We start from the raw sequence: 21,093 nt of genomic DNA on the forward strand, positions 1-21,093 counted from the left end.
GGGCGACCCAATGGCCTCCCGCACGCGATCCACCGGCCCCAATCAGGACGATCTCTTTAATCCCGAGGTCGAACTGCTCTTGCCGGCCCGGCTTGCCATCGACGGCAAGGTGCTGGGAAGCCCCGTACGCCAGTTGGCCGTTCCTGCGCGCCGGGTACGTTGCCGACTGCGTCCATTCGCCATCCGCCGCGTCAATGGTTATGAGACGACCCTGGAATCCGGCGAAATCCTGAAGGTCATCAGCGCGAAGACGGCCACACCGTTGGAAGCTGATCTGGTCCTGCTAGTGCCCGGCGCAACGGAGCCGGAACGGATCGTCGAAACGCTCGAACTGGGCACCGGCCGGTGGATGAACGCGCTGCCGATCGGCATAGACACGCTGGATCGTTCCGCGCGCGTCGAGCGGCTTAAGGCCGTCTCCGCCTCCTGGATCGACGCCATTCATTTGCGCGAAGCCCGAGCCGCGGCCGATGGTGTGCCGGCGCAGCCTGGTTTGCGGCGCCCCCAGATCGGTGCGCTTCATGCCGCGCTTGCCCATGCGACACGATCGACGGACCCGGCCACCATCGTCATGCCGACGGGGACGGGTAAGACCGAGACAATGCTGGCACTCAATGCCAACCGGCGGTTCGAGCGCCTGCTGGTGGTGGTCCCTACCGACGCTCTGCGCGAGCAGATCGCGGGCAAATTCGAGACCTTCGGCGTCCTGAAACAGCAGAAATGTCTCGATGAAACCGCGGCCTTCCCTGTGGTCATACGGCTCTCACACATTCCGGTCAGCGAGGCCGAGGTCGATGAAATCTTCGACAGCGCCAATGTCGTCGTCACCACGATGCAGATCGCTGGCCGCGCCGAGGCGGCGGTACAGGAGCAGATGGCAGCCCGTGCCTCCGCACTCTTTATCGACGAGGCGCATCACATCGGCGCACGGACCTGGAAGTCCTTTCGCGGGCTCTTCGTCGAGCACGAGCCGCCCATTCCGGTGATCCAGTTCACAGCCACCCCGTTTCGTGAGGATGGCGGCCGCGTCGATGGGGAGTTCATCTACACCTACCCCCTGAAGAAGGCGCAGCAGGAAGGCTATTTCAAGCCGATCCGCTTCGAGGCCGTATTCGGGCTGGATCAACCCGACGCCGACCAAGCGATCATAGACAAGCTCGGCGAAGTGCTTGCCTCGGACCTGGACGCCGGCCTCAATCATCTGGCGATGGCCCGTTGCAGCACGATCGAACGCGCCAAGCACCTGCATAGCCTCTATACGGCGGCCTATCCGGACTGTCGGCCAGTCATCGTCCACAGCCAGCAATCGCTGAAGGAACGGCGTGAAAATCTGGCAGCGCTACGCCGCTTTGAGAGCCGGATTATCGTATGTGTCGACATGCTCGGCGAGGGCTTTGACCTGCCCGAGTTGAAGATCGCTGCATTGCACGATCATCACAAGAGCGTGGCGGTGACGATCCAGTTCGTCGGCCGCTTTACCCGCCAGGACCCGACCCTGGGTGATGCGACGGTGATCGCCAATACCGGCATCGACGATGTCGATCGTTCGCTGGCCAAGCTCTACGCCGAGGACGCCGACTGGAACGCGCTGGTGGAGGCGCTCAGTTCCGCCAAGATCGAACGCCAGGTTCGGCGCGCGGAGATGTTCAAGGGCTTTTCGGGGGACCTGAGCGACATTCCGCTCCAGACCCTCGAACCGAAAATGAACGCGGTTCTCTACCGGACGTCTTGTGATTCTTGGGATCCGTTCTGCGCGGAGGAACTCTACAATCCCGGCGTCTATCTCGGCATGAAGCTAAACCCGCATCAACGGGTCGCGATCTTCGTGACCCGGGCAGAGGAACAGGCGCGCTGGACCTCGGCGCAGCAGGCAGTGAACGTCACCTGGGATCTGCACATGCTCCACTGGGATCAGGCAAGTGGCCTGCTCTACATCAGCAGTTCCGCCAAGGGACCGTTCGACCGCCTGGCAAAGGCAGTTTGTGGCGATACGACGCGCCGCGTGGAAGGAGAGGAAGTGTTCCGCAGCCTCCACGGGTTCAAGCGACTCATCCTGCGCAACCTCGGCCTCACCCACCATCAGGGGCGCGGCGTCCGCTATTCAATGTACATGGGCGTGGACGTCGCCGACGGCCTTGATAGCGCGAAATCCCAGTCGAGGATCAAGAACAACATCTTCGCCACCGGCTTCCTCGACGGCGTGCCTGCCTCACGCGGATGCTCGGCCAAGGGCAAGTTCTGGTCCAGCGCCAAGGTCCATGACCTGACCGACTGGGTTGATTGGTGCCAGGATGTCGGCCGCACGGTGAACGATCCCAGCATTACGACCGACGGCGTCTTCAAGAGCGCGATGCGCCCCCACCAGATCAGCCAGCGCCCAGCTGTTCCGCCTGTGGCTATCCATTGGCCTGAATCTCTGATCACCCAGTTCGAGGAGCGGATCGAGATCTCGTTCGGCGATGAGCCCGTAACCTTCGCGGAATGCGATATCGAGTTGCTCGATAACGCTCGTACCGGGCCGCTGCGCTTCGCCGTGCGGAGCGATGATCACGCAGCGGAGTTCGAGATCGTCTTCAGCGACGGGCATGCCCGCTACCCCCAGCGCACCGGTGCCAAGGCGACGATCAAGATCGGCAGCAAGATGCAGACGCTTTCGGAATCCTTCGGCGAGGATTCGCCTCAGATCGACTTCGGTGATGGATCGCTGCTCATCTACAGCCATCTCTACACCCTTCCCGAGGGCGAAGCGATCGAGCCCTACCCGTCCGACAAGATCGAGGCCTGGGATTGGTCGAAGGCCAATATCCGCGTCGAGTCGCAAGGCACGAGTAAGCGCGCAGACTCAGTCCAGCGCCTTGTCATCGACACGCTGTTGGCGGACCCCGATCCCTATGATGTGATCTTCGACGATGATGGCAAAGGCGAGATCGCTGATGTCGTTGCGCTGCGCATAACCGACAGCGTCGTTTCCGTGACCCTTTACCACTGCAAATATTCGGGGGCGGATACGCCAGGTGCGCGTCTCGGCGACCTCTACGAGGTTTGCGGCCAGACTCAGAAATCCGCTCGGTGGCGCGACCGACCAGGCCGCATGCTTCAACATATGCTGAGGCGCGAAAAGATGCGCCGGGACCGCGGCCTCAGTTCTCGGATTGAGCAAGGCTCGGCCGCCGCGATCAAGAAACTCAAGGTCGGGTGGCAAGATCACCGCTTTGAGTTCGACGTCCGCATCGTGCAACCCGGGCTATCCCGGCAAGCAATCGGTGAAGAAGGCTTGCATCTTCTTGCCGGGGTTGAAACCTATTTACTCGAAACCCGCGCTATGAGGTTGAAAATTATTGGTAGTGAATGATGTCGTGAGGCATCTGAAATATTCTTAAGCTGTAAGTTTGATCACGCCTTGGGGGGCAGGCTTCGTGTCATCTTTTGGGTTCACCTTTTTGTCGCGCAAAGCGCTGGGCCAGGCCGAACAGATGATGTTCGGCGGCGCAGCGGGGGTGCGCGATGAGGTCGGGTTCCTCATCGTCCACCAGCGCTATGCCGATCACTTCTTCCCGGGCACATCGGTTCTGCACACACGGCTGCGCTACGCGCTTCTCATCCCCTGGCTTTACCAAAGCCTGCGGACGAAGCGCCCTGTCCCCAAGGATTTTGGCCAAGCCTTTTCCGATCTCGAACACGAGCTGACCGGCCGTCTCAAATATGTCGATGGAGCGGGCGGCGAGAAAGATGGCGTGATCGGAGGGGAAGTCTTCCCCCGAGTGATCAGCCAGCCACCAGCCTATGTTTATTGGACGGCCCTCGCCAAATGGGGACTGATCGGCACCCGCCCTGATGGCCGGCCATGGAGTCGCCCGGATATGGCGAAGCTCTTGGCGGCATCCAGCAGGCGCGCCCTCAATGACGATGACGGGAAACCCTTCGAGACGGTGGCCTGGCCAATCTCGGGATTGATCGATGCCCCCGGCGACTGGGATGGCGGAGGAAAACTCACGCTCGACCTTTCAGCGCCCGAGCAGATCTATCTCGCGACCAAGCTGCGCGCCGTTCGCTCGCCGACCGATCCAGGCGAGCCATCGCTCTTGTCGAAACTGGTCGGAAAGCCGCTCGGCGAGGCGGATCACTGCTGGGACAGCGAAATTCTCGCACTCGCCGGCAAGGAGGCCGCCATGCTGAAGCGGGCCGGCCAGGCGGCGGCGCTCTCGGGCATTGGCAGGGCGATTTATGCGGCCCAGGTCGAGACACTCAAGGAAACGCGCGACAAGCGGCCGCAGCCAAATTTGCATCGCACCGAACTGAAAGACGCGGTCGAGCAATGGGGCGGGCTGGCCGCTCGGTTGGATATGAATCTGTTTCTCGCCGAAATCGGCCACCTCCCGCCTGCGGTTGAGGGCGTGTTGAAAGAAACTTCGGCCTGGGTTCGGGCAAATAGCAAGGATCCGATGCCGCTGCTCGACGTGTATGCGCGAGCGGAGGTGAGCAGGAAGGATGATCGCGCGCGTCTTGCCAGCAACCAGTTCGGCGTCGATCGGCGCATGGAATGGCAAGGCGAGCGCCATGGTCGCGCCGAGCCGCTCCATTATCGCTGGGGGAATGTGAAGCGGCTCCTGCGTGATCTGGAAGCCGTCGCATGAGCGATCGGCAAGCTTGGCACGGCCAACCCTACCTCGACGAACTGCGGCCCGGGCGATTGGAGACAGTCAAGCTCGCGTTGTTCGCGACCTACTCGGTCGACCTGTCTGCGGTCGCCGCGGCGTTGCTCGCCCTGATTGGTCGTAACAATGACAAGGGCAGCGGAACGGCGGTCGATTTTGCCGAAGCGATCGACAGGCTGCGCGATCACGTCAGGATAATCATCCAGCGCGGGCGGATCGCGCGCCCGGTCGCTCTCCCCCGTATCGCGGGCATCCTAGATCAGTTCATCGTCGAGCAACCCTACGATGAACGTGAGCGCAGCTGGCATCCGAAGATTGCTTTGGTTGCCTATAACTGCCCCAAAGGGGAAACCCGCTGGAAACTCTGGATTGGCAGCCGGAACCTCACCCGATCTCAGGATCTCGACGCGGGCGTTTTGCTGGACGGCAGCGAAAAGCGCGCGAAGGGACGGGTTCGGCTCCCTGGCGTCGGCGCGCTCGCGAGCACTCTCGCACGCTCCGCAGCGCGCGAGGATGCCGATGACATCTCGAAGCAACTGGAGGCGATCTGGTGGGATGCGCCAGACGGGTTTCGCTTACGCGCCCTCCTCAATGGTCTGGACCAAGGCGCTCCCTTGCCAGCGGAGCCGCCATCCGGCGCGGTCGACGGCATAACGATCATCAGTCCGTTCTTATCGCCCGACTTTCTGAAAAAGGCAGGCCACTGGGGGGCGGCTGGATCCAGAACGCTGATTTCGTCGATGCCGGCTCTTGCCGATATGGTCACCCGGTCCAGGACATCGCTGACCGGCTTCTCGAAAATCCTGGCCTATGCGGCGCCGGACGTGCTCGCTGACGAGTCCACGCTCTCTCTTCCCGGCACCGAACCTGTGGCCGAAGATGATGTGGAGCCGGTGCCCCTTGCTCTCCATGCGAAGATTTTCTGCTTCCACTCGGGCGAGAAGACGATCTTGAGGGTCGGGAGCGCCAATGCGACCGAAAGGGCATGGTCCGGACGCAACTCGGAAGTCATGGTCGAACTCGAGGCCGGAGAAGCATTCGCATCCGGTCTGGCGTTCCTCGTCGGTAAAGCGACGCCTGTCACCCTAGAGGAACTCGCCGCCACAGACCTGCGCAGCATGAGTGCGGCCGATGCACTGGAAGAGTCGCGCAAGGCGCTGATCGCCTCTTGGGATCCGATTCTGCGCCGCGACGGGGAATGCTTCTCGATCAAAGCGCGGGCGGTTCCTTCGCTTGCCTACCTGGACCATGTGCTGCACGCCGGATCTGCAAATGGCGACCTGCTGGCTTGGCCAACCGACGCCGTCCGCCTCGGTCTTGGACCGATCCCCTTGTCACTTCAGTCTGCCTTCATTCAGGTCCGGATAAGCGGCCCAGACGGCGATTTGCGATGGATGCAGCGAGTCACCGTCGATCCGCCTCTCGAAGAGCAGCGGGATCTAGCCGCGCTGGCCAGCCACATGGGGCTTCGCGCATTTCATGACTGGATGCGTGCGATGCTCGGTGGCGACACGCTTCCGGTCGGTGGTGGCGCATGGGATGAAGATGCCGGATCGCGGGGGAACCGCCCCCAAGGCCGGGGTTATGACCGCCTGACGTTGGAGGATATTCTCACGGCTTGGGCACGCGATCGCAAAGCCTTCGGCCGGGTCGATCGCCATTTTGCGCCCTATGTGGATGCGCTCCTCGCCCACGGCGAAAACCTAAGCGAAACGGAGAGAGCTGACTTGAACGAACTCGCTCAGATCTGGGCCATCGTGCGGACCCGGCTTGCCCCATGAGCGCGAAATCAAAACCCTTCCAGGCCGCGACGGTCAAAGCTGCAACCGCCGCCCTGTCGGGAGGCAACCCACTGCGCCGGTTTCTCGTAGCGGACGAAGTCGGCCTCGGGAAAACCGTCGTCGGCCGAGATACGCTCGCGGCATTGGCGAGCAAAGCCCGTAAGTTCACGGTCTACTATATCACGAGCGGGCTCAAAGTCGCGGACCAGAACAAGGTCGAACTGCTGCGCTTCCTCGACAAGGACGACGCCAAGGACGCACTCTCCATCATCGACCGGGTCGGTCTCATTCCGTTCGAGGAAAAACGGAAGGGAAAGCTGCGGCTCTACGCCTTTACACCCACCACATCGTTCTCCAGCTCGCAGGGCCTCTACGGCGGAAAGGCTGTCGAGCGCGCGTTTATCAAGCTCCTGTTGGACGAACTATACCCGGGCCTGACCGCGGCCTTTCCGGAAGGCTATATCGAATATGGCGCAACGTCCGGCTGGCCATGGGCGTGCGAGGAAGCTCAAGGCAAGTTCGACAATGTCTCCGCCCTCTTCAAGACGGCTTATGGCCGAGCGTTACGCGCGGAATTTGGCAAGCCGGCCCGCGAAAACATTCTGCACGCGATCGATACGAGCAAACATGGCCAGAGCTTGGGCCGGATGCGGAAGGCGCTCGCTCAAGCCGCTTTGGATTCCGCCCCGCCCGATCTCGTCATTTTCGACGAGTTCCAATGCTATCGCGAGCTGCTCGACGCAGGCGCCGATAATCCCTTGGCGCGTCAATTGCTGGCAGGAATAGATGGAGGGACGCCGCCGCCGATCCTCCTCCTGTCCGCCACGCCCTATCGCTTCTATGCCGAGCGCTGGGAAAGCGGCGCTGGGGCTGCTCCTCATGTCGAATTTTTCGAGATTATCGAATTTCTGGGCGGGTCGGCTGTACGCGCTGAGGCTGAAACCCAATTTCGTCGTTTTGGCGATCTCCTGCATTTGATCGGCCACCTGCCACCCGATAGCCGAACGGCGGCGATCGAAGAGGCGCAAACGCTCAAGCATCATCTCGAGGCGCTCCTCACACCGCTCATGTCGCGGACCGAGCGTCCGGCTTCCGACCATGCCGGAGAGCCTGCGCCGCCGTCCGTAAGGATCGAGCCCCACGATCTCGACGTCTATCGCCATTTCACCGACCATGTGCCGCCCAAGCTCGCGGGCAGCGCGATCGGCTACTGGCTTTCAGTGCCTCTCCCTGCGCAAGCGTTGGGGGACCGATACCTGATTTCTCGCGACATAGATTTTCCAGCCACGCGCAGCGTCCCCCGGCTTGGAGTCACCAATTGCTTCAAGCCGCCCAAAGACGGTTGGGGAAGCGCCAAGCTCCGCGCCCTCAACGACCTTGTGCCGACGGAGGCCCTTGCGCTCCCATGGGTGTTGCCATCGCTGACTTGGTGGGCGCCTTCCGGCCCATGGGCGAAGGTGACGCAATCACCCAAGATGCTGATCTTCAGCCGGTTCAGGGCCACGCCGCAAAGCCTGGCAGCCCTTGTCAGCCTAGAGGTCGAGCGCAAATACGTTGGGAAAAGCAGTCTTCCCTACGCCGCCGCGTGGAAGAAACGCCACCTAAATCCGAAGCCCAACCAAGGGCCCACGCTCGCCCTGTTTCACCCGAGCCCCTTCCTGATCCGCGCTGTCGATCCGCTCGATGTGAAGGGAAAGGCGGCGATGAAGCAGATCAGGGACAGGGCACGGCAGCAGATTATTCAGGCGTTGCCCCCGACGATCGCGCCGGATGCTCCGAATGCGCGTAGCAACCGACGCCGCAAACCAGCATGGGCGATCCTCGCTGCCATCGAGCACGCGCAGAAGGCCCCGCTGGCGCGGGAGTTCGCGGTGGTCCAGAAGAACTGGGGCCGGGTCGCACAGAAGGATGCGACACTTCAAACATTGCTCAAACAGCGCCAAGAGGCAGAGGCGATCACCTGGCTAAGCCGGTGGGAGTTGGACGCCTTGGTGGATATGGCTCTCGGCGCCCCTGGCGTCGTGACTGGCCGAGCACTCTATCGCCACCTTCCGGACCTTTTCGATTTCCAGGAGCAGCATTTCGCGCGGCTCGTACGCTTCTGCTGGACACGGCTGCGCACCTATCTGGATCGCCCTGTTTTCTGGTCGGTCTTGCCCGGCGAGGACGCCACGCAGAAATATCAGAATGCGTGCGTTGATGGCTGCCTGGAGGCCGTCCTCGACGAACATTTTTGGCTGCGCAAATCCAAGGTCAACCCTGATGGGCTGATCGAGGATCTGTCGACGGCGCTCGCAGCGAACGTCGGCACCTTCGGGTTCAAGGGGGCGAAGAAGAAGGACAAAATTCGTATCCGTTGTCACGCTGCGGTGCCGTTTGGGGGCGCCGAGACAGAGGCGCATCGACAGGACCATGATGTCAATGAACCGCCACCGGCGCGCTCTGAGGAAATCCGCAGCGCGTTCAACACGCCGTTCTGGCCCCACGTCCTGGCAACAACCTCTGTCGGACAGGAAGGTCTCGACTTTCATAGTTGGTGCGACAGGCTCGGCCACTGGGATCTTTGTTCCAGCCCGGTTGACCTGGAGCAACGAGAAGGCCGCGTTCAGCGCTTCGGCGGACTGACTGTCCGACAACCGCTCGCCCGAAAACTAGGTGAACAAGCGCTTGCGCAAGCACGAGGCCAAGCATCGTCGCCGTGGGACATCATCGCACGCGACGCCGACAAGGCATTCGCGAATGATAAAACCGGCCTCAGCCCGTGGTGGGCGATGGAAGGCGCAGATCTAAAGCGACATTTGTTCGCGCTTCCCCAAAGTCGCGACATTGATCGATTTGCGAAATTGAGGACGCAGAGGCTGCTCTATCGCCTTGCTTTGGGACAGCCGAACCAAGAGGATCTTGTCGATCTCCTGACGCATCACGACGTGGAAACGACGCGATCACTGCAAGCATTGACCCTCGATCTGTCCGCATTTTCACGACAGAAGAACCTCGATAAATAGCGGGCTTGCCATTCGGCGCTCCCGGCTCGTCCATCCTGTTCATGCGGGACAAGCAGCCCCTCACGCGGCCTGATCATCCCAGTCGGCGTCGTGCAGTTTCCCGCCTATTTATATCCCTGACTAGCCGCGTTCCCTACGCCTGAAGATTGATACTTCCCTGGCCACTTGCGCGCGCTCATGTTCGGTCGTGCAGGAGCGTGCGCCATCGAAGCTCGGCCATCGCGTCGATGCCTCTCCAATGACAGACGCATTTCGGAATGCGTCTCGCGCTTGATCGTCAACAATGACCGCGGCAGGTTTTCTTGCTGAAGGAGGGCATATGTCACAGACCACATTCCTCACACCAGAAGAAGTAGCCGAACGCTATCGTGGCAGCGTTTCCGTTGGCACACTTCGGAATTGGCGTGTGATGAAAATAGGGCCGTCGTTCGTAAAAATCGGCAAAGCGGTTCTCTACCGGGTCGATGAGCTTGAGGCGTGGGACGACAAGAATCGTGTGCAGTGCCGCGCCCCAAGGCGAATTGAACAAAGCGCTATGGATCGTGCTTGATCGCTTAGAGTCCATCTGGGATCAATTCGTGTTTTTGCATAGCTTTCGGAGCATGAGGCGAACGGTGGCCCAGCGCAGGAAGGTGAGGCCGGTGCGGTTGAGGTACTCCCAGTCCTTTGCCAATCGGCGGCAACGGTTGAGCCAGGCGATGGTGCGCTCGACGATCCATCGTCGAGGCAGGATGACGAACCTGTGCACGTCCGAGCGTTTGACGACCTCGACGTTGACCTGGGCACCGGCGGCGGCGAGGCCGTCGCGGAATTTTGGTCCCTGCTAACCGCTGTCGGCGTAGAGCTTGAGCAGAAACGGATAGAGGCCGAACAGCGCGCCCATCAGCAACACACCGCCGTCGCGATCCTGCACGTCGGCGGCATGCACGATGGCCCGCATCGACAGGCCCTGTGTGTCGACCAGGACGTGCCACTTCTTACCTTTGATCTTCTTGCCGGCGTCGTAGCCTGGCGGATCGACCGAGCGCCCCCTTTTTTCGGCGCCCTTGACGGTCTGGCTGTCAATGATCGCCGCTGTGGGACTGGCCTCCCGGCCCGCTGCCTCACGACACGCAACATAGAGCGCGTGATGGATGCGCTCCAGCGCCCCGTCCCAGTCCCATCGCCGGAAGTAATCGTTGACCGTGCTCCGCGGCGACAGATCAACCGTTTTTTAGTTGCCTGCCAGGGACTTGAAGTGACGTACAAAATTCAGAACATCGGCGGGCATAAGGCGACCGATCGCGCGGGTCGAGTAGACAGCTGTCACGATCCGGCCCTCTGGATCGATGACGAACCCGGTCGCTTGGAGGGCTAGCGGATTCTCATTGACGAAGGCGCCGGTGGCTGCGGAAACTGCTCGTGCATCCGCGCTGTAGCCGACCGGAAACCCTAGCTTGTGCTTGTCGACGAGCGCCTCCGATTTTTCCCGATCGTCCGTCGATACTGAGACGACCCTGATCCCGTCCTCGGCGAACTTGTCCGCCGCTCGCGCAAATTCGGCGAGCTGGGCGTTGCAGTATGGACACCAGGAACCACGGTGGAACAGGATAACACCGAACCCGCCCGCCAGATCTCCGGGCAAGTGGATTTCGCCGCCGCCAGCGCGACCAAAGATGAATGAGGGAAAGACGTCGCCATTCTGCAGCATCACAATTGCACTCCTTGTTAAATTTTTTTGGCGCTCAAAGCGCCGAGTGGTCCTTCACCGCTTCTTCCAACGCCCGCTTCAACCCGAGAAAGCGTTCGTCGACTGCGGCCGGGTTTTCGCGGTTGAGCGCGATCATCTGCGCACGTGTCTCGCCGCCGCGGATTACTTCGAACGCCCGGGCTTCGATGCCGGCAACGATCGCATCGGCGACGGCGGAAGCCGGCTCGCGCGAAAAGCCTAGATCGGGTCCGGCGCGGTTCGATTTCATCATGGGCGTATCGGTGCCACCCGGATAGACGGTCATCACGTGGATGCCCTCACCCTTCAGTTCGCGCCGCAACGCCTCGCCGAAGTTGGCAAGCCCGGCTTTCACCGCGGCATAGGTCGTATAGAACGGTGCACCGACGAGCGCTATCCCGGAGGAGATGTTGACAATCACGGCATCGCCGCCTTCCCGCAGGACTGGCAGCGCCGCCCGGGTCAACATGATCGGCGCCACGAGATCGATATCGATCATCGCCTGCAGTTCGGCTTCGGGCGTGTTCTCAAGGCGTCCAGCCCGAACCCCACCTGCATTGTTGACGAGGATGTCCAGGCCGCCGAGCTTTTGCAACGCTCCTTCCAACGTTGTAGCGCGGCCCTCCGGCGTGGCAATGTCGGCGACGACGCCGTGAACCTCACTGTCCCCTGCCTTCAGCTCGGTGACAGCATCCGCGACCATTTTGGCGCGGCGGCCGGTTATAGCTACCCTCGCGCCCTTGGCCAGAAGCGCGTGGGCAAGGGCCAGTCCGATGCCGCTCGATCCGCCAGTGATCAGAATGCGTTTGCCATCAATGTTCACGAGCGTGCTCCTTCCAGCTTATCCTGTGTCCTGTTCTCGAAGTCGGACGCGTTGTGGCGTTCGTGGAGTTGGCTCGACGGCTCGCCCGAAGTCCGGTTGACCTTGCGGCCGCGCGTCACCGCCGGTCGGCCATAGATCTGTTCGGCCCAGCGATTCACGTGCGTGTATTCGTGCGTAGAGAGAAACTGCGCCGCGTCGCCATACTGCCAGCCCTTCACCAGACCGCCATACCAGGGCCAGATCGCGATATCGGCGATGGTATATTGCGAACCGGCAACATACTCGTTGTCGGCAAGACGCCGGTCGAGAACGTCGAGCTGGCGTTTCACCTCCATCGCGTACCGGTCGATGGCGTATTTGATCTTCTCCGGCGCATAGGCATAGAAATGGCCGAAGCCGCCGCCGAGGAACGGGGCCGAGCCCATCTGCCAGAACAGCCAGGATAGCGTTTCGGCGCGCATCGGCTGTTCCGTCGGCAGGAAGGCGCTGCCGAATTTTTCCGCCAGGTGCATCAGAATCGCGCCGGATTCGAAGATGCGGATCGGCGTCGGGCCGGAGCGGTCCATCAGCGCAGGGATCTTGGAGTTCGGATTGACCTCGACGAATCCGGAGCCGAACTGGTCGCCGTCGCCGATCTTGATCAGCCAGGCGTCATATTCGGCGCCCTTGTGACCGGCCTCGAGCAGTTCCTCGAACATGATAGTGACCTTCTGGCCGTTCGGCGTGCCCAGCGAATAGAGCTGGAAGGGATGCTTGCCGATGGGCAGCTCCTTATCATGGGTGGAACCGGAAATCGGGCGATTGATACTGGCGAACTGACCACCATTGCCCTTCTCCCAGGTCCAGACTTTCGGCGGCGTGTACTCTGCGGTATTCGTCATGGTCGCTCCTGTGACGTCTCAATGGCCAGCTTAGGCCGCCGGAGGATAATTCGACGGGAACAGCGCGCGCTTTGTCTCCTCGTCGTTCACTTTCTTGAAGGCGTGGTCCTTGCCGACTTCTCGCGCTCTGGAGGCGGCAGGCCGTGCATCGACAGCTTCGAATAGGCGCTTGAGGTTGGGAAAGGCCGCCAGCGGGTCTTCCGCCCCTTTGCGTACACGGGAGGCGCGATCGAGCCAGCCCCAGGCGGACATGTCGGCGATCGTGTAGCTGTCGCCTATGATCCAGTCCCTCCCCTCAAGATGATCGTTCAGGACCTGATAGTGGCGCTCGGCCTCGCGACGATAGCGGTTGGTCGCGTATTCCTGGCCCTCCGGCGCGGCGAACTGGAAATGCACGGCTTGTCCCGAAAAAGGCCCGAGACCCGTGCCAAGGAAAAGCAGCCAGGACAGCAGTTCGGGCCGATCCTCCGGCGTGCCGAGAAACTTAGCCGTTTTCTCGGCAAGGTAGATCAGGATCGCAGTGGAATCGAAAACCCGCGCTTGCCTGCCTCCCGGACCGTCCGTGTCAACAATGGCTGGTACCTTGCCGTTCGGATTGATCGCCCGGAACGCCGGAGCGTGCTGCTCGCCCTTGCTGGTGTCGACGGCCACGGTTTCATATGGAACCCCTGCCTCCTCAAGGAACAGGGCAATCTTGGCCGGGTTCGGCGTGGGATGGAAATAGAAGCGGATCATGGTGTCTCCTGCGGTTGAATTGACAGTGTTGCAGACGATGGCCGGCTGGCCGCCAGCAGGACGCCCACAACGATGACTGCTATTGCAATGCCTTCGACGAACGACGGCGTTTCGCCCAGGGCCGGGATGGCAAGCAGCGATGCCGCAGCGGGAACGAGAGCGATCATGGCCGTCGCCGCCGAGGCGCCCAACAGCGAAACCGCTCTATTGAAGGTGACGAGCGCAACCGCCCCCATCAACACACCCTGGTAAAACAACTGGAGCGCTATCTCGCTTGCGGACGCGCGGCCGAGATGGCTGAGACCGAAGAGGACATAGGCTGGCAGAAAGAGAGCTGCCGACCAGATGCAGATGAGCGCCGCCGCCTGGATCGACGACAGGCCGCTACGGCGGAACAGCAACGTATAGACCGCCCACATGCCACCTGCCGCGGCTAGGGCCGTAACGCCGGCTGGACTGGGCGGAGCCTGTGTCGTGACGGCTCCGGTGAGGCAGACCAGTCCGGCGAGGATCGCGGCATATCCAGTCCACCGGATCCACCCCTGCTGTTCCTTCAGGAAGACGAAGGAGAGTATTCCTGCGACGAGAGGCATCGTCGTTGGAGCAATGGAGGCGGCCTGAGCCGCCGAAGTCAGTTTGAGCCCGAGCGCCACGAGGAGCACGAAGGGTGCACCCCACAGCAATGCAAACAAAAGCCCCTCACCCCATGCAGACATGGGAAGGCGCGAACCGCGACGCAGGACAGCCGGGGCAAGGAGGACGGCGCCCACGCCGAAGCGAAGCGCGGTCACGTCCCAGACCTGCAATTCGCGCGTGACGCTGAACCGGGTCACCACGAACCAGCCTGAAAAGATCGCGATCGATAGAGCAGCCCAGAGCAGACCCTCAAGCCGCGTGCCCCGCCATGACGCCACGCGTTCCGCTCGTGTAACTTCAATCGCCTCCTGGGCAGCCATGATTCCAGCCTTTGGATCGTCCAAGGCTGCCGGCAGAGAAACGATGACGGCGGTCACACCTTGAGTTTTAGTTCACTTGTTCTAGAATGCATCGGCGCGGACAATATGGCAAGACGCGAAGCTGGAATTTTGCGAGAGCGCCGGATGGCAAGACCAAGAGAATTCGATGAGGAAGCCGTGCTCGACGCGGCAATGCAATGCTTCTGGCGCCATGGCTACGAGGCAACGAGGCAACGAGGCAACGTCAGTGCGCGACCTTATCGACAAGACCCGGATCACCGGCGCGAGCCTTTACAACGCATTCGGGGATGAGCGCACGCTCTTCGCCAAATCGTTGGACCGCTATGTGCAGAACAGCGTAGCCGACCGTATCCGACGTTGCCGTGCATTACCGCCCCGCGAAGCCATCGAAGCGTTCTTTTCCGATGTCTTGAAGCGATCGCTTGAGGATCCTGAGCGCAAGGAGTGCATGCTCGTGAACACCGCATCCTCGATCTATTGGGCAAGGGCGTAAGTGACGAAACTACAACCATTCCCGGATACAATGACCGAGCGCAATTGGGGCGGACTAGAGGATTGAAGCGCATGACATTTGGAGGGACTGCCGTGCGCTCGCTGTTCGAGCGGACTTTGGATGCGCTTCCGGACGGCGTCCTACTAACCGACTCCGAGCGTCGCGTAGTCTATGCGAATCGCTCTTTTGCTCAGCTCTGGAAGATTCCAGACGAATTGGTGAGCACGAAGAACGAGCTCGGCATGCTCACTTTCGTGACGGACCAACTGCTGGACCCGGAGGGTTTCCTTCGCGAGGTGGATCGGCTGCAGCTGGCCCAGGAGACCTCCGAGGACGAAATTCTGCTCAAGGACGGCCGCATTTTTTCGCGGCGCAGTGTGCCGTTCGATGAAGGTGGAAGGTTGGCTGCGCGAATCTGGATTTTTACGGATATCACCGAAGCACGCAGCGCCAGTATCGACGCGTTGACGGGAATACCGAACCGGCATGCCTACTCACGACAATTTCCAGAATATCTCAACACGGCCAACGATGGCCTATTCCGATCCGTCGCCATTCTCGATATCGACAATTTCAAAAGCTACAATGACAGGCATGGCCATGCGGCTGGAGACGACGTTCTGCGCCAAATAGGCACGGTTCTGCGCACGCATTTAACAAATGCCGACGATCTTTTTTTCCGGATCGGCGGCGAGGAGTTTCTCATGGCGTGTCGTACACGCGCCGCTCTGGACGCACACACTTTTTTTGAGGCATTGCGGAATCGAGTCGGTGCGTTGGCAATTACACACCCCGGGAACCAACCCTACGGTGTGGTGACGGTTTCGATGGGGCTTGGGATTTTTGAAGGGCCACAATCGCCGGCCGACGTCTTTCACCAGGTTGATGCGGCGTTGTATCAATCCAAGCATCTGGGCCGGAACAGGGTAACTATCTGGCGCCTCTAGTGCCAGTGTTATCATGGATGGACGACGCCCCGACACGCTATAGTTTCGCGGCAGAGGCGGCCGCGAGCGCGGACTTATCCTTCACAAGTTCATGGAGGAGGTGCTGCCGGGGAAATCGGAAAATCTCGAGCGGCTATCGACTGATCGACCGCCAGACTAGAGCCATCCCTTGCGACCACAATATGTGCATACATCTCGTGTTCCCTCAAGATCGAAAGTATAACGTCGCCTGCGACACTGCCTCAACTTTTTCGGTGGTCCGTGTTCTTTTTTCCATGCCTGTAGCCCAAAAATATGAGCGTAGGTCTCCACCGCCAAAGACCTCCGGCTATGGAATCGATGCATTCGGCGATGCATCCAAAAACCAATGGTGCGGCCGAAAGAATTGACGTTTAGAAGTACGATGCTGGTAGATTTATTCCCAGTGCGACCAAAATAGACATCAGCTACATTGCGCCACAGAGCTTGCCCTCAATAGAGCCCGGTCTGAATATCCGATCCGCGCACCATGGTCGGATCGACTGGACAGCGATCGGCTATCCCAAGAATCATCTGGCGCTGTCGTCATTGAGTGATTGAGTGGCCCTTCGAGTACAATCGTTCGTGTGAAAAGATCGGTGGGCATCATGTCGGAACGTTTCGAATGCACGACTGTCATTCGCGCTCGCTCAGGCGGGAGACTCTTGCGTTGTGCAGATAACCGCATGGCCATCGTCGTGCAGGCGGCAAGCCCTGCAGCAAATCGTAGGGTGAAGGACCATAGCCGAGACCGCCAAGGCTTATCAGCTCATCTGCGATACCTGCTCAATCTCGAACGGGGCCGCCACTTCATGCACGGGCGACGTCAACAATGACGATGTCTAGATCTCGCAGTGCGCGGCTACCTACTCCTCCATCGAGTTCCTGTCCTAAGGGATGTTGTATCTATCCTGGGTCGCGGCAAGAGCAATCGCGCCGGGATTTCGGGCCGAGGGCGTTGTTGATGATCAATGGTCGATCACTTGCGTATCCCGAGTCTGCGGACAGCCCGCGCCCGTTTCTCGAGCCACCACCCGAACTCCGGGTGCCACATCCCATGAACCCCGTCGGCGCCAAGTTCGCGGGCCGCCTGCAATGGCCAGTTCGGGTCCTCCAGCAGTTCGCGACCGAGTGCGACGAGGTCGATATCGCCTTGGTCGATCGAGCGGTCGACCAGCTTCGGGTCCCAAAGAAGTCCGACACCGATCGTCGCGATGCGTGCTGCCGTCTTCACCCGCGCGGCGAGGGCGAGCTGATAGCCGTGCTCGAGGGTCATGCCCTGCGGACGTTCCCGTCCTGAGATGCCGCCGCTTGAGCAGTCGATCGCGTCGACGCCGAGGTCCTTCAGTCGTTGTGCGAGGTAGATTGTGTCGTCCACTTGCCAGCCCTCGGGATGCCAGTCGGTGACCGATAGGCGGAAGACCAGTGGGTATTCGTCTGGCCAAACCTCGCGGATCGCTGCGGCGATCTCGAGTGCCAGACGGCATCGTCCTTCGAGGCTTCCGCCGTAGTCATCGCGCCGTTGGTTCGCGAGCGGCGAGTAAAACTGGTGGATGAGAAACCCATGCGCGGCGTAGACCTCGATCACCCGGAAGCCGGCCTCGCGTGCTCGCTCAGCGGCAATTCGGAACGACGCGATCACTTCCCTGATGTCCTCGATGCTCATCGCGGCCGGAGCAGGCCAGCCTTCCGCGTATGGGATCGCACTCGGCCCGAGTGCAGCCCACGGTTTTTCACCGCGCTGTGCGATGTCTTCCGAGTCGACCGGTGTCTCACCGTGCCAGGGGCGGCGTTCGCTCGCCTTGCGGCCCGCATGGGCGAGCTGGATGCCTGCAACTGCTCCCTCTTGCGAGAGGAAGCGAGTGACCGCCGCGAGCCGGTCGATGTGGGCGTCCGACCATATCCCGAGGTCGCCATGTGTACGCCGGCCATGCTCCTGCACCGCAGTAGCCTCGCAGAACACCAGCGCGGCGCCTCCGAGTGCGAACCGACCGAGGTGGACCAAGTGCCAGTCGTTCGCCACGCCGTGCTGCGCGCGGTACTGGCTCATCGGTGAGACGACCACCCGGTTCTTTAGCGTTACACCGCGCAGCAGGAATGGTTCAAACAGCGTCATCTGGTACGTCTCTCTTCGTTGTAATTGGCTTTGGTCTGCTTCGAGCGGTGTCGTCATTGGGGTTGCACGATCCGCCACGATGCCGACCCTCGCAGCGTCCAGCCACGCAGAATCTCGAGTCCTGACAAACCGTCCGATGACGGAGGTGCAGTCGGCGCAGCGCAGCATACAGGGCCGCGTACATACGCGGTTTCGCCCGCAAGCGGCTGGCTGCGATCGTGATCGCGCTGCCACGCGACGTCGCCGAGCTCACGATGCTCGCGAAGGAAGATTACATTTTTCCGCATGCCCAAAATACGCCGGACTGGTTTGCCTCACCGGAGCCGTCACGACGCAGGCTCCGAGCAGCCCAGAGCAGACCCTCAAGCCGCGTGCCCCGCCATGCGTTCCGCTCGTGTAACTTCAATCGCCTCCTGGGCAGCCATGATTCCAGCCTTTGGATCGTCCAAGGCTGCCGGCAGAGAAACGATGACGGCGGTCACACCTTGAGTTTTAGTCCATTTGTTCTAGAATGCATCGGCGCGGACAATATGGCAAGACGCGAAGCTGGAATTTGCGAGAGCGCCGGATGGCAAGACCAAGAGAATTCGATGAGGAAGCCGTGCTCGACGCAGCAATGCAGTGCTTCTGGCGCCGCGGATACGAGGCAACATCCGTGCGCGATCTTATCGACAAGACCCGGATCACCGGCGCGAGCCTTTACAACGCATTCGGGGATAAACGCGCGCTCTTCATCAAATCGCTGGACCGTTATGTCGAACACAGCGTTGCGGATCGGATCCGGCGTTGCGAGGCATTGCCGCCCCGCGAAGCCATCGAAGCGTTCTTTTCCGATGTCTTGAAGCGCTCGCTTGAGGATCCTGAGCGCAAGGGATGCATGCTCGTGAACACCGCGCTCGACGCGGCACCCCCCGACGAAGCGTTCCGGGAAAACGTCGCGGCCGTGCTCATGCGCATCGAGATGTTTTTCCTGGGCCGAATAGAGTCGGGTCAGGCCGATGCCACGATCGCATCACTGCTGCCGGCAGAGGATATGGCACGGCATCTCCTGAGCGTGCTGATGGGATTGCGCGTGCTCGCGCGCGTGCGACCCGAGCCAGCTTTGCTGAAGGGAATCGTAGCGTCGGCTCTCGGAATGCTCGATTGCGCAAGAAAGGAAAAGGCTTTGCCCGCGATCTGATCAGATAGCATAGAGCACCTGATGCGGGATCATCGAGGACAGGGCTCTCTCTCTCTCTCTCTCTCTCTCTCTCTCTCTCTCTCTCTCTCTCTCTTTCTCTTTCTCTTTCTCTTTCTCTTTCTCTGTCGGAATGCGTTGCGGAGATCATCTAGGGCTGCGCACGACTTCACCGGCCCGGGAATTATACCGCTGGGCCGCCGCGGCATCCAGGCTCCTTTTATCAGGCCGTGAGCGGCCGAAGTTTCTGGATGAGGCTCTCCGCGTCGAGCTGAAACCCGTTATACACGACGCGACCATCGGGTGCGATCACCACAAACCATGGGGTTCCGCCGGACCGGTAGGCCTCCATGATTGCTGGCGCAGCGTCTACTGAGCCCGAGCCCGCGACAGCATGACCAAATGGAAGACGCAGTCCATATCGGCGTTGGTTTTCCCGCAGACGATCGAAGGTATTGACTTCCGAACCCTCGAACACAGTCTGTATCGCCGCCAAGCCAACTCCCTTATCGCGAAATTCCTCGGCAAGGGTCACGAATGTGGGAAAACCATGTGCATGACAGCCTGCACACCAATCCTGAAAGAAGTACAATATTTTGAAACCTTGCCCCAACTCGGCCAAGGTCAAGGAGCTACGCTCGTCACCATTTTCATCGATCCACCGGATATTCTCCAGCGGAGGGGCAGGCAGACCCACAATTCCCGTTTCCATGAAGCCCTCCGATGGCGGCTCGCGGCGTTAAACCACGAGCCGCAGGTTTGCTAAGCGGCAGCACCGGCCCTGCGCGGCAACACCCAGTCCGGACGTGCAAAGTGGCAGGTGTACCCGTGGGGAATTCGCTCGAGATAATCCTGATGCTCGGGCTCTGCCTCCCAGAAATCACCGACTGGCTCGACCTCGGTGACGACCTTGCCTGGCCATAGGCCCGACGCTTCAACATCTGCAATCGTATCGAGCGCAACGGCCTTCTGCTGGTCGTTGGTAAAATAGATCGCGGAACGGTAGCTCGCGCCTCGGTCGTTCCCCTGACGGTTGAGCGTCGTCGGGTCGTGGATCTGGAAGAAGAACTCAAGCAATCGGCGATAGGTGGTCTGAGAGGGATCGAAGGTGATCTCGATCGCCTCGGCATGAGTGCCGTGATTGCGATATGTCGCATTCGGCACATCGCCGCCCGTGTAACCGACACGGGTGGAGATTACACCGGGCAGCTTGCGGATAAGATCCTGCATGCCCCAGAAGCAGCCGCCGGCGAGAACAGCGCGTTCAGTCGTCATCAGATATCCTCCACCTGGTTGAGATATTCACCGTAACCTTGGCTCTCCATCTCGCCGCGGGGTACGAAGCGCAGCGAAGCCGAATTGATACAGTAACGCAGGCCACCGCGATCGCTCGGCCCGTCGGGGAAAACGTGGCCGAGATGGCTATCGCCATACGTCGAACGCACTTCCGTCCGGATCATACCGTGGCTGTTGTCGCGTAGTTCATTCACGTTCGCAGGTTCGATCGGCTTGGTGAAGCTCGGCCATCCGCAGCCCGACTCGTATTTGTCGGACGATGCGAACAGGGGTTCGCCTGAGACGATATCGACATAAATGCCGGGTTCCTTATTATGGAGAAGCGCACCGGTTCCTGGTCGCTCGGTCGCACTCTGCTGCGTCACCCGATATTCCTCAGGTGACAGCTTGGCGATAGCAGCTTCTGTCTTCTTGTAGGCTGTCATGGATTCCTCCTTCGAACTCATACCCGAGAAAATGGATATTCGATCCGAAGGTGTCC

Annotated in this window: 17 protein-coding genes and 2 pseudogenes; 8 read left to right on the forward strand and 11 right to left on the reverse strand. The window is 60.7% G+C overall.

All coding sequences use genetic code 11. The features are described from left to right. Window positions 1–10: 10 nt before the first annotated feature. The 5 genes from SPYCW_RS07430 (at window position 11) to SPYCW_RS07450 (ending at window position 9,991) form a co-directional block, all read left to right on the forward strand. Window positions 11–3,352 carry a DEAD/DEAH box helicase gene (locus tag SPYCW_RS07430; RefSeq protein WP_120216261.1) on the forward strand — a complete coding sequence of 1,114 codons (3,342 nt, stop codon included), beginning with the start codon at window positions 11–13 and terminating at the stop codon, window positions 3,350–3,352. Window positions 3,353–3,389: 37 nt separating this feature from the next. Then, on the forward strand, window positions 3,390–4,634 hold the full coding sequence (locus SPYCW_RS07435; RefSeq protein WP_232014869.1) for a DUF6361 family protein: 1,245 nt from the start codon (window positions 3,390–3,392) through the stop codon (window positions 4,632–4,634). Next, a complete protein-coding gene (locus SPYCW_RS07440) occupies window positions 4,631–6,436 on the forward strand; it encodes a phospholipase D family protein (protein WP_120216262.1) in 1,806 nt (601 codons plus the stop codon). The genes SPYCW_RS07435 and SPYCW_RS07440 overlap by 4 nt, the downstream gene beginning before the upstream one ends. Continuing rightward, window positions 6,433–9,441 (forward strand): helicase, encoded by a 3,009-nt coding sequence (locus SPYCW_RS07445; RefSeq protein WP_120216263.1) that lies wholly within the window; start codon window positions 6,433–6,435, stop codon window positions 9,439–9,441. Before SPYCW_RS07440 ends, SPYCW_RS07445 begins: the two co-directional genes overlap by 4 nt. Before the next feature lie 319 nt (window positions 9,442–9,760). Next, window positions 9,761–9,991, forward strand: a complete 231-nt coding sequence (locus SPYCW_RS07450; protein ID WP_012114961.1) for a helix-turn-helix transcriptional regulator — start codon at window positions 9,761–9,763, stop codon at window positions 9,989–9,991. Window positions 9,992–10,012: 21 nt separating this feature from the next. On the opposite strand, the pseudogene SPYCW_RS07455 reads toward SPYCW_RS07450, so the two are convergent. The 6 genes and pseudogenes from SPYCW_RS07455 to SPYCW_RS07480 all read right to left on the reverse strand — a co-directional run. After that, window positions 10,013–10,645: pseudogene (locus SPYCW_RS07455) on the reverse strand (IS5 family transposase); the annotation flags it as partial. A gap of 9 nt (window positions 10,646–10,654) precedes the next feature. Continuing rightward, the gene (locus SPYCW_RS07460) at window positions 10,655–11,131 is read right to left on the reverse strand and encodes a peroxiredoxin family protein (protein ID WP_012114960.1); all 477 of its coding nucleotides are present in this window, start codon (window positions 11,129–11,131) and stop codon (window positions 10,655–10,657) included. Between the two features lie 34 nt (window positions 11,132–11,165). After that, complete coding sequence (locus tag SPYCW_RS07465) at window positions 11,166–11,972, reverse strand: SDR family NAD(P)-dependent oxidoreductase (protein WP_120216264.1); 807 nt, start codon at window positions 11,970–11,972, stop codon at window positions 11,166–11,168. Beyond that, entirely contained in the window at window positions 11,969–12,853 is an 885-nt protein-coding gene (yghU, locus tag SPYCW_RS07470) for a glutathione-dependent disulfide-bond oxidoreductase (RefSeq protein WP_120216265.1), read from the reverse strand. Before yghU ends, SPYCW_RS07465 begins: the two co-directional genes overlap by 4 nt. 30 nt (window positions 12,854–12,883) lie before the next feature. Further along, window positions 12,884–13,588, reverse strand: a complete 705-nt coding sequence (locus SPYCW_RS07475; protein ID WP_012114957.1) for a glutathione S-transferase family protein — start codon at window positions 13,586–13,588, stop codon at window positions 12,884–12,886. Next, window positions 13,585–14,544: a DMT family transporter gene (locus SPYCW_RS07480; protein WP_012114956.1), complete on the reverse strand. Its 960-nt coding sequence runs from the start codon at window positions 14,542–14,544 to the stop codon at window positions 13,585–13,587. The genes SPYCW_RS07475 and SPYCW_RS07480 overlap by 4 nt, the downstream gene beginning before the upstream one ends. A 247-nt stretch (window positions 14,545–14,791) precedes the next feature. On the opposite strand from SPYCW_RS07480, the gene SPYCW_RS07485 reads away from it, so the two are divergent. Both SPYCW_RS07485 and SPYCW_RS07490 read left to right on the forward strand, forming a co-directional pair. After that, window positions 14,792–15,058, forward strand: coding sequence for a hypothetical protein (locus SPYCW_RS07485; protein WP_120216266.1), 267 nt, complete (start codon window positions 14,792–14,794; stop codon window positions 15,056–15,058). A 92-nt stretch (window positions 15,059–15,150) separates the two neighbouring features. Next, window positions 15,151–16,005, forward strand: a complete 855-nt coding sequence (locus SPYCW_RS07490; RefSeq protein WP_041575655.1) for a sensor domain-containing diguanylate cyclase — start codon at window positions 15,151–15,153, stop codon at window positions 16,003–16,005. Window positions 16,006–17,002: 997 nt separating this feature from the next. Here SPYCW_RS07490 and SPYCW_RS07495 read toward each other — a convergent pair. After that, complete coding sequence (locus tag SPYCW_RS07495; RefSeq protein WP_197715666.1) at window positions 17,003–18,196, reverse strand: NADH:flavin oxidoreductase/NADH oxidase; 1,194 nt, start codon at window positions 18,194–18,196, stop codon at window positions 17,003–17,005. 544 nt (window positions 18,197–18,740) lie between these two features. Between SPYCW_RS07495 and SPYCW_RS07500 the strand changes: the two genes are divergently transcribed. Further along, a complete protein-coding gene (locus SPYCW_RS07500) occupies window positions 18,741–19,319 on the forward strand; it encodes a TetR/AcrR family transcriptional regulator (protein ID WP_232014870.1) in 579 nt (192 codons plus the stop codon). 22 nt (window positions 19,320–19,341) lie between these two features. On the opposite strand, the pseudogene SPYCW_RS19510 reads toward SPYCW_RS07500, so the two are convergent. From SPYCW_RS19510 to msrB, 4 genes and pseudogenes are all read right to left on the reverse strand, one after another. Next, window positions 19,342–19,467 (reverse strand): annotated as a pseudogene (locus SPYCW_RS19510) (hypothetical protein); the annotation flags it as partial. Between the two features lie 72 nt (window positions 19,468–19,539). Continuing rightward, a complete protein-coding gene (locus SPYCW_RS07510) occupies window positions 19,540–20,028 on the reverse strand; it encodes a peroxiredoxin family protein (protein WP_012114951.1) in 489 nt (162 codons plus the stop codon). A 50-nt stretch (window positions 20,029–20,078) separates the two neighbouring features. Continuing rightward, on the reverse strand, window positions 20,079–20,591 hold the full coding sequence (gene msrA, locus SPYCW_RS07515) for a peptide-methionine (S)-S-oxide reductase MsrA (protein WP_012114950.1): 513 nt from the start codon (window positions 20,589–20,591) through the stop codon (window positions 20,079–20,081). Continuing rightward, window positions 20,591–21,037, reverse strand: a complete 447-nt coding sequence (gene msrB / locus SPYCW_RS07520) for a peptide-methionine (R)-S-oxide reductase MsrB (RefSeq protein WP_120216267.1) — start codon at window positions 21,035–21,037, stop codon at window positions 20,591–20,593. Before msrB ends, msrA begins: the two co-directional genes overlap by 1 nt. Window positions 21,038–21,093 lie beyond the last annotated feature (56 nt).

Source organism: Sphingopyxis sp. EG6, assembly GCF_003609815.1.
Classification (GTDB): domain Bacteria; phylum Pseudomonadota; class Alphaproteobacteria; order Sphingomonadales; family Sphingomonadaceae; genus Sphingopyxis.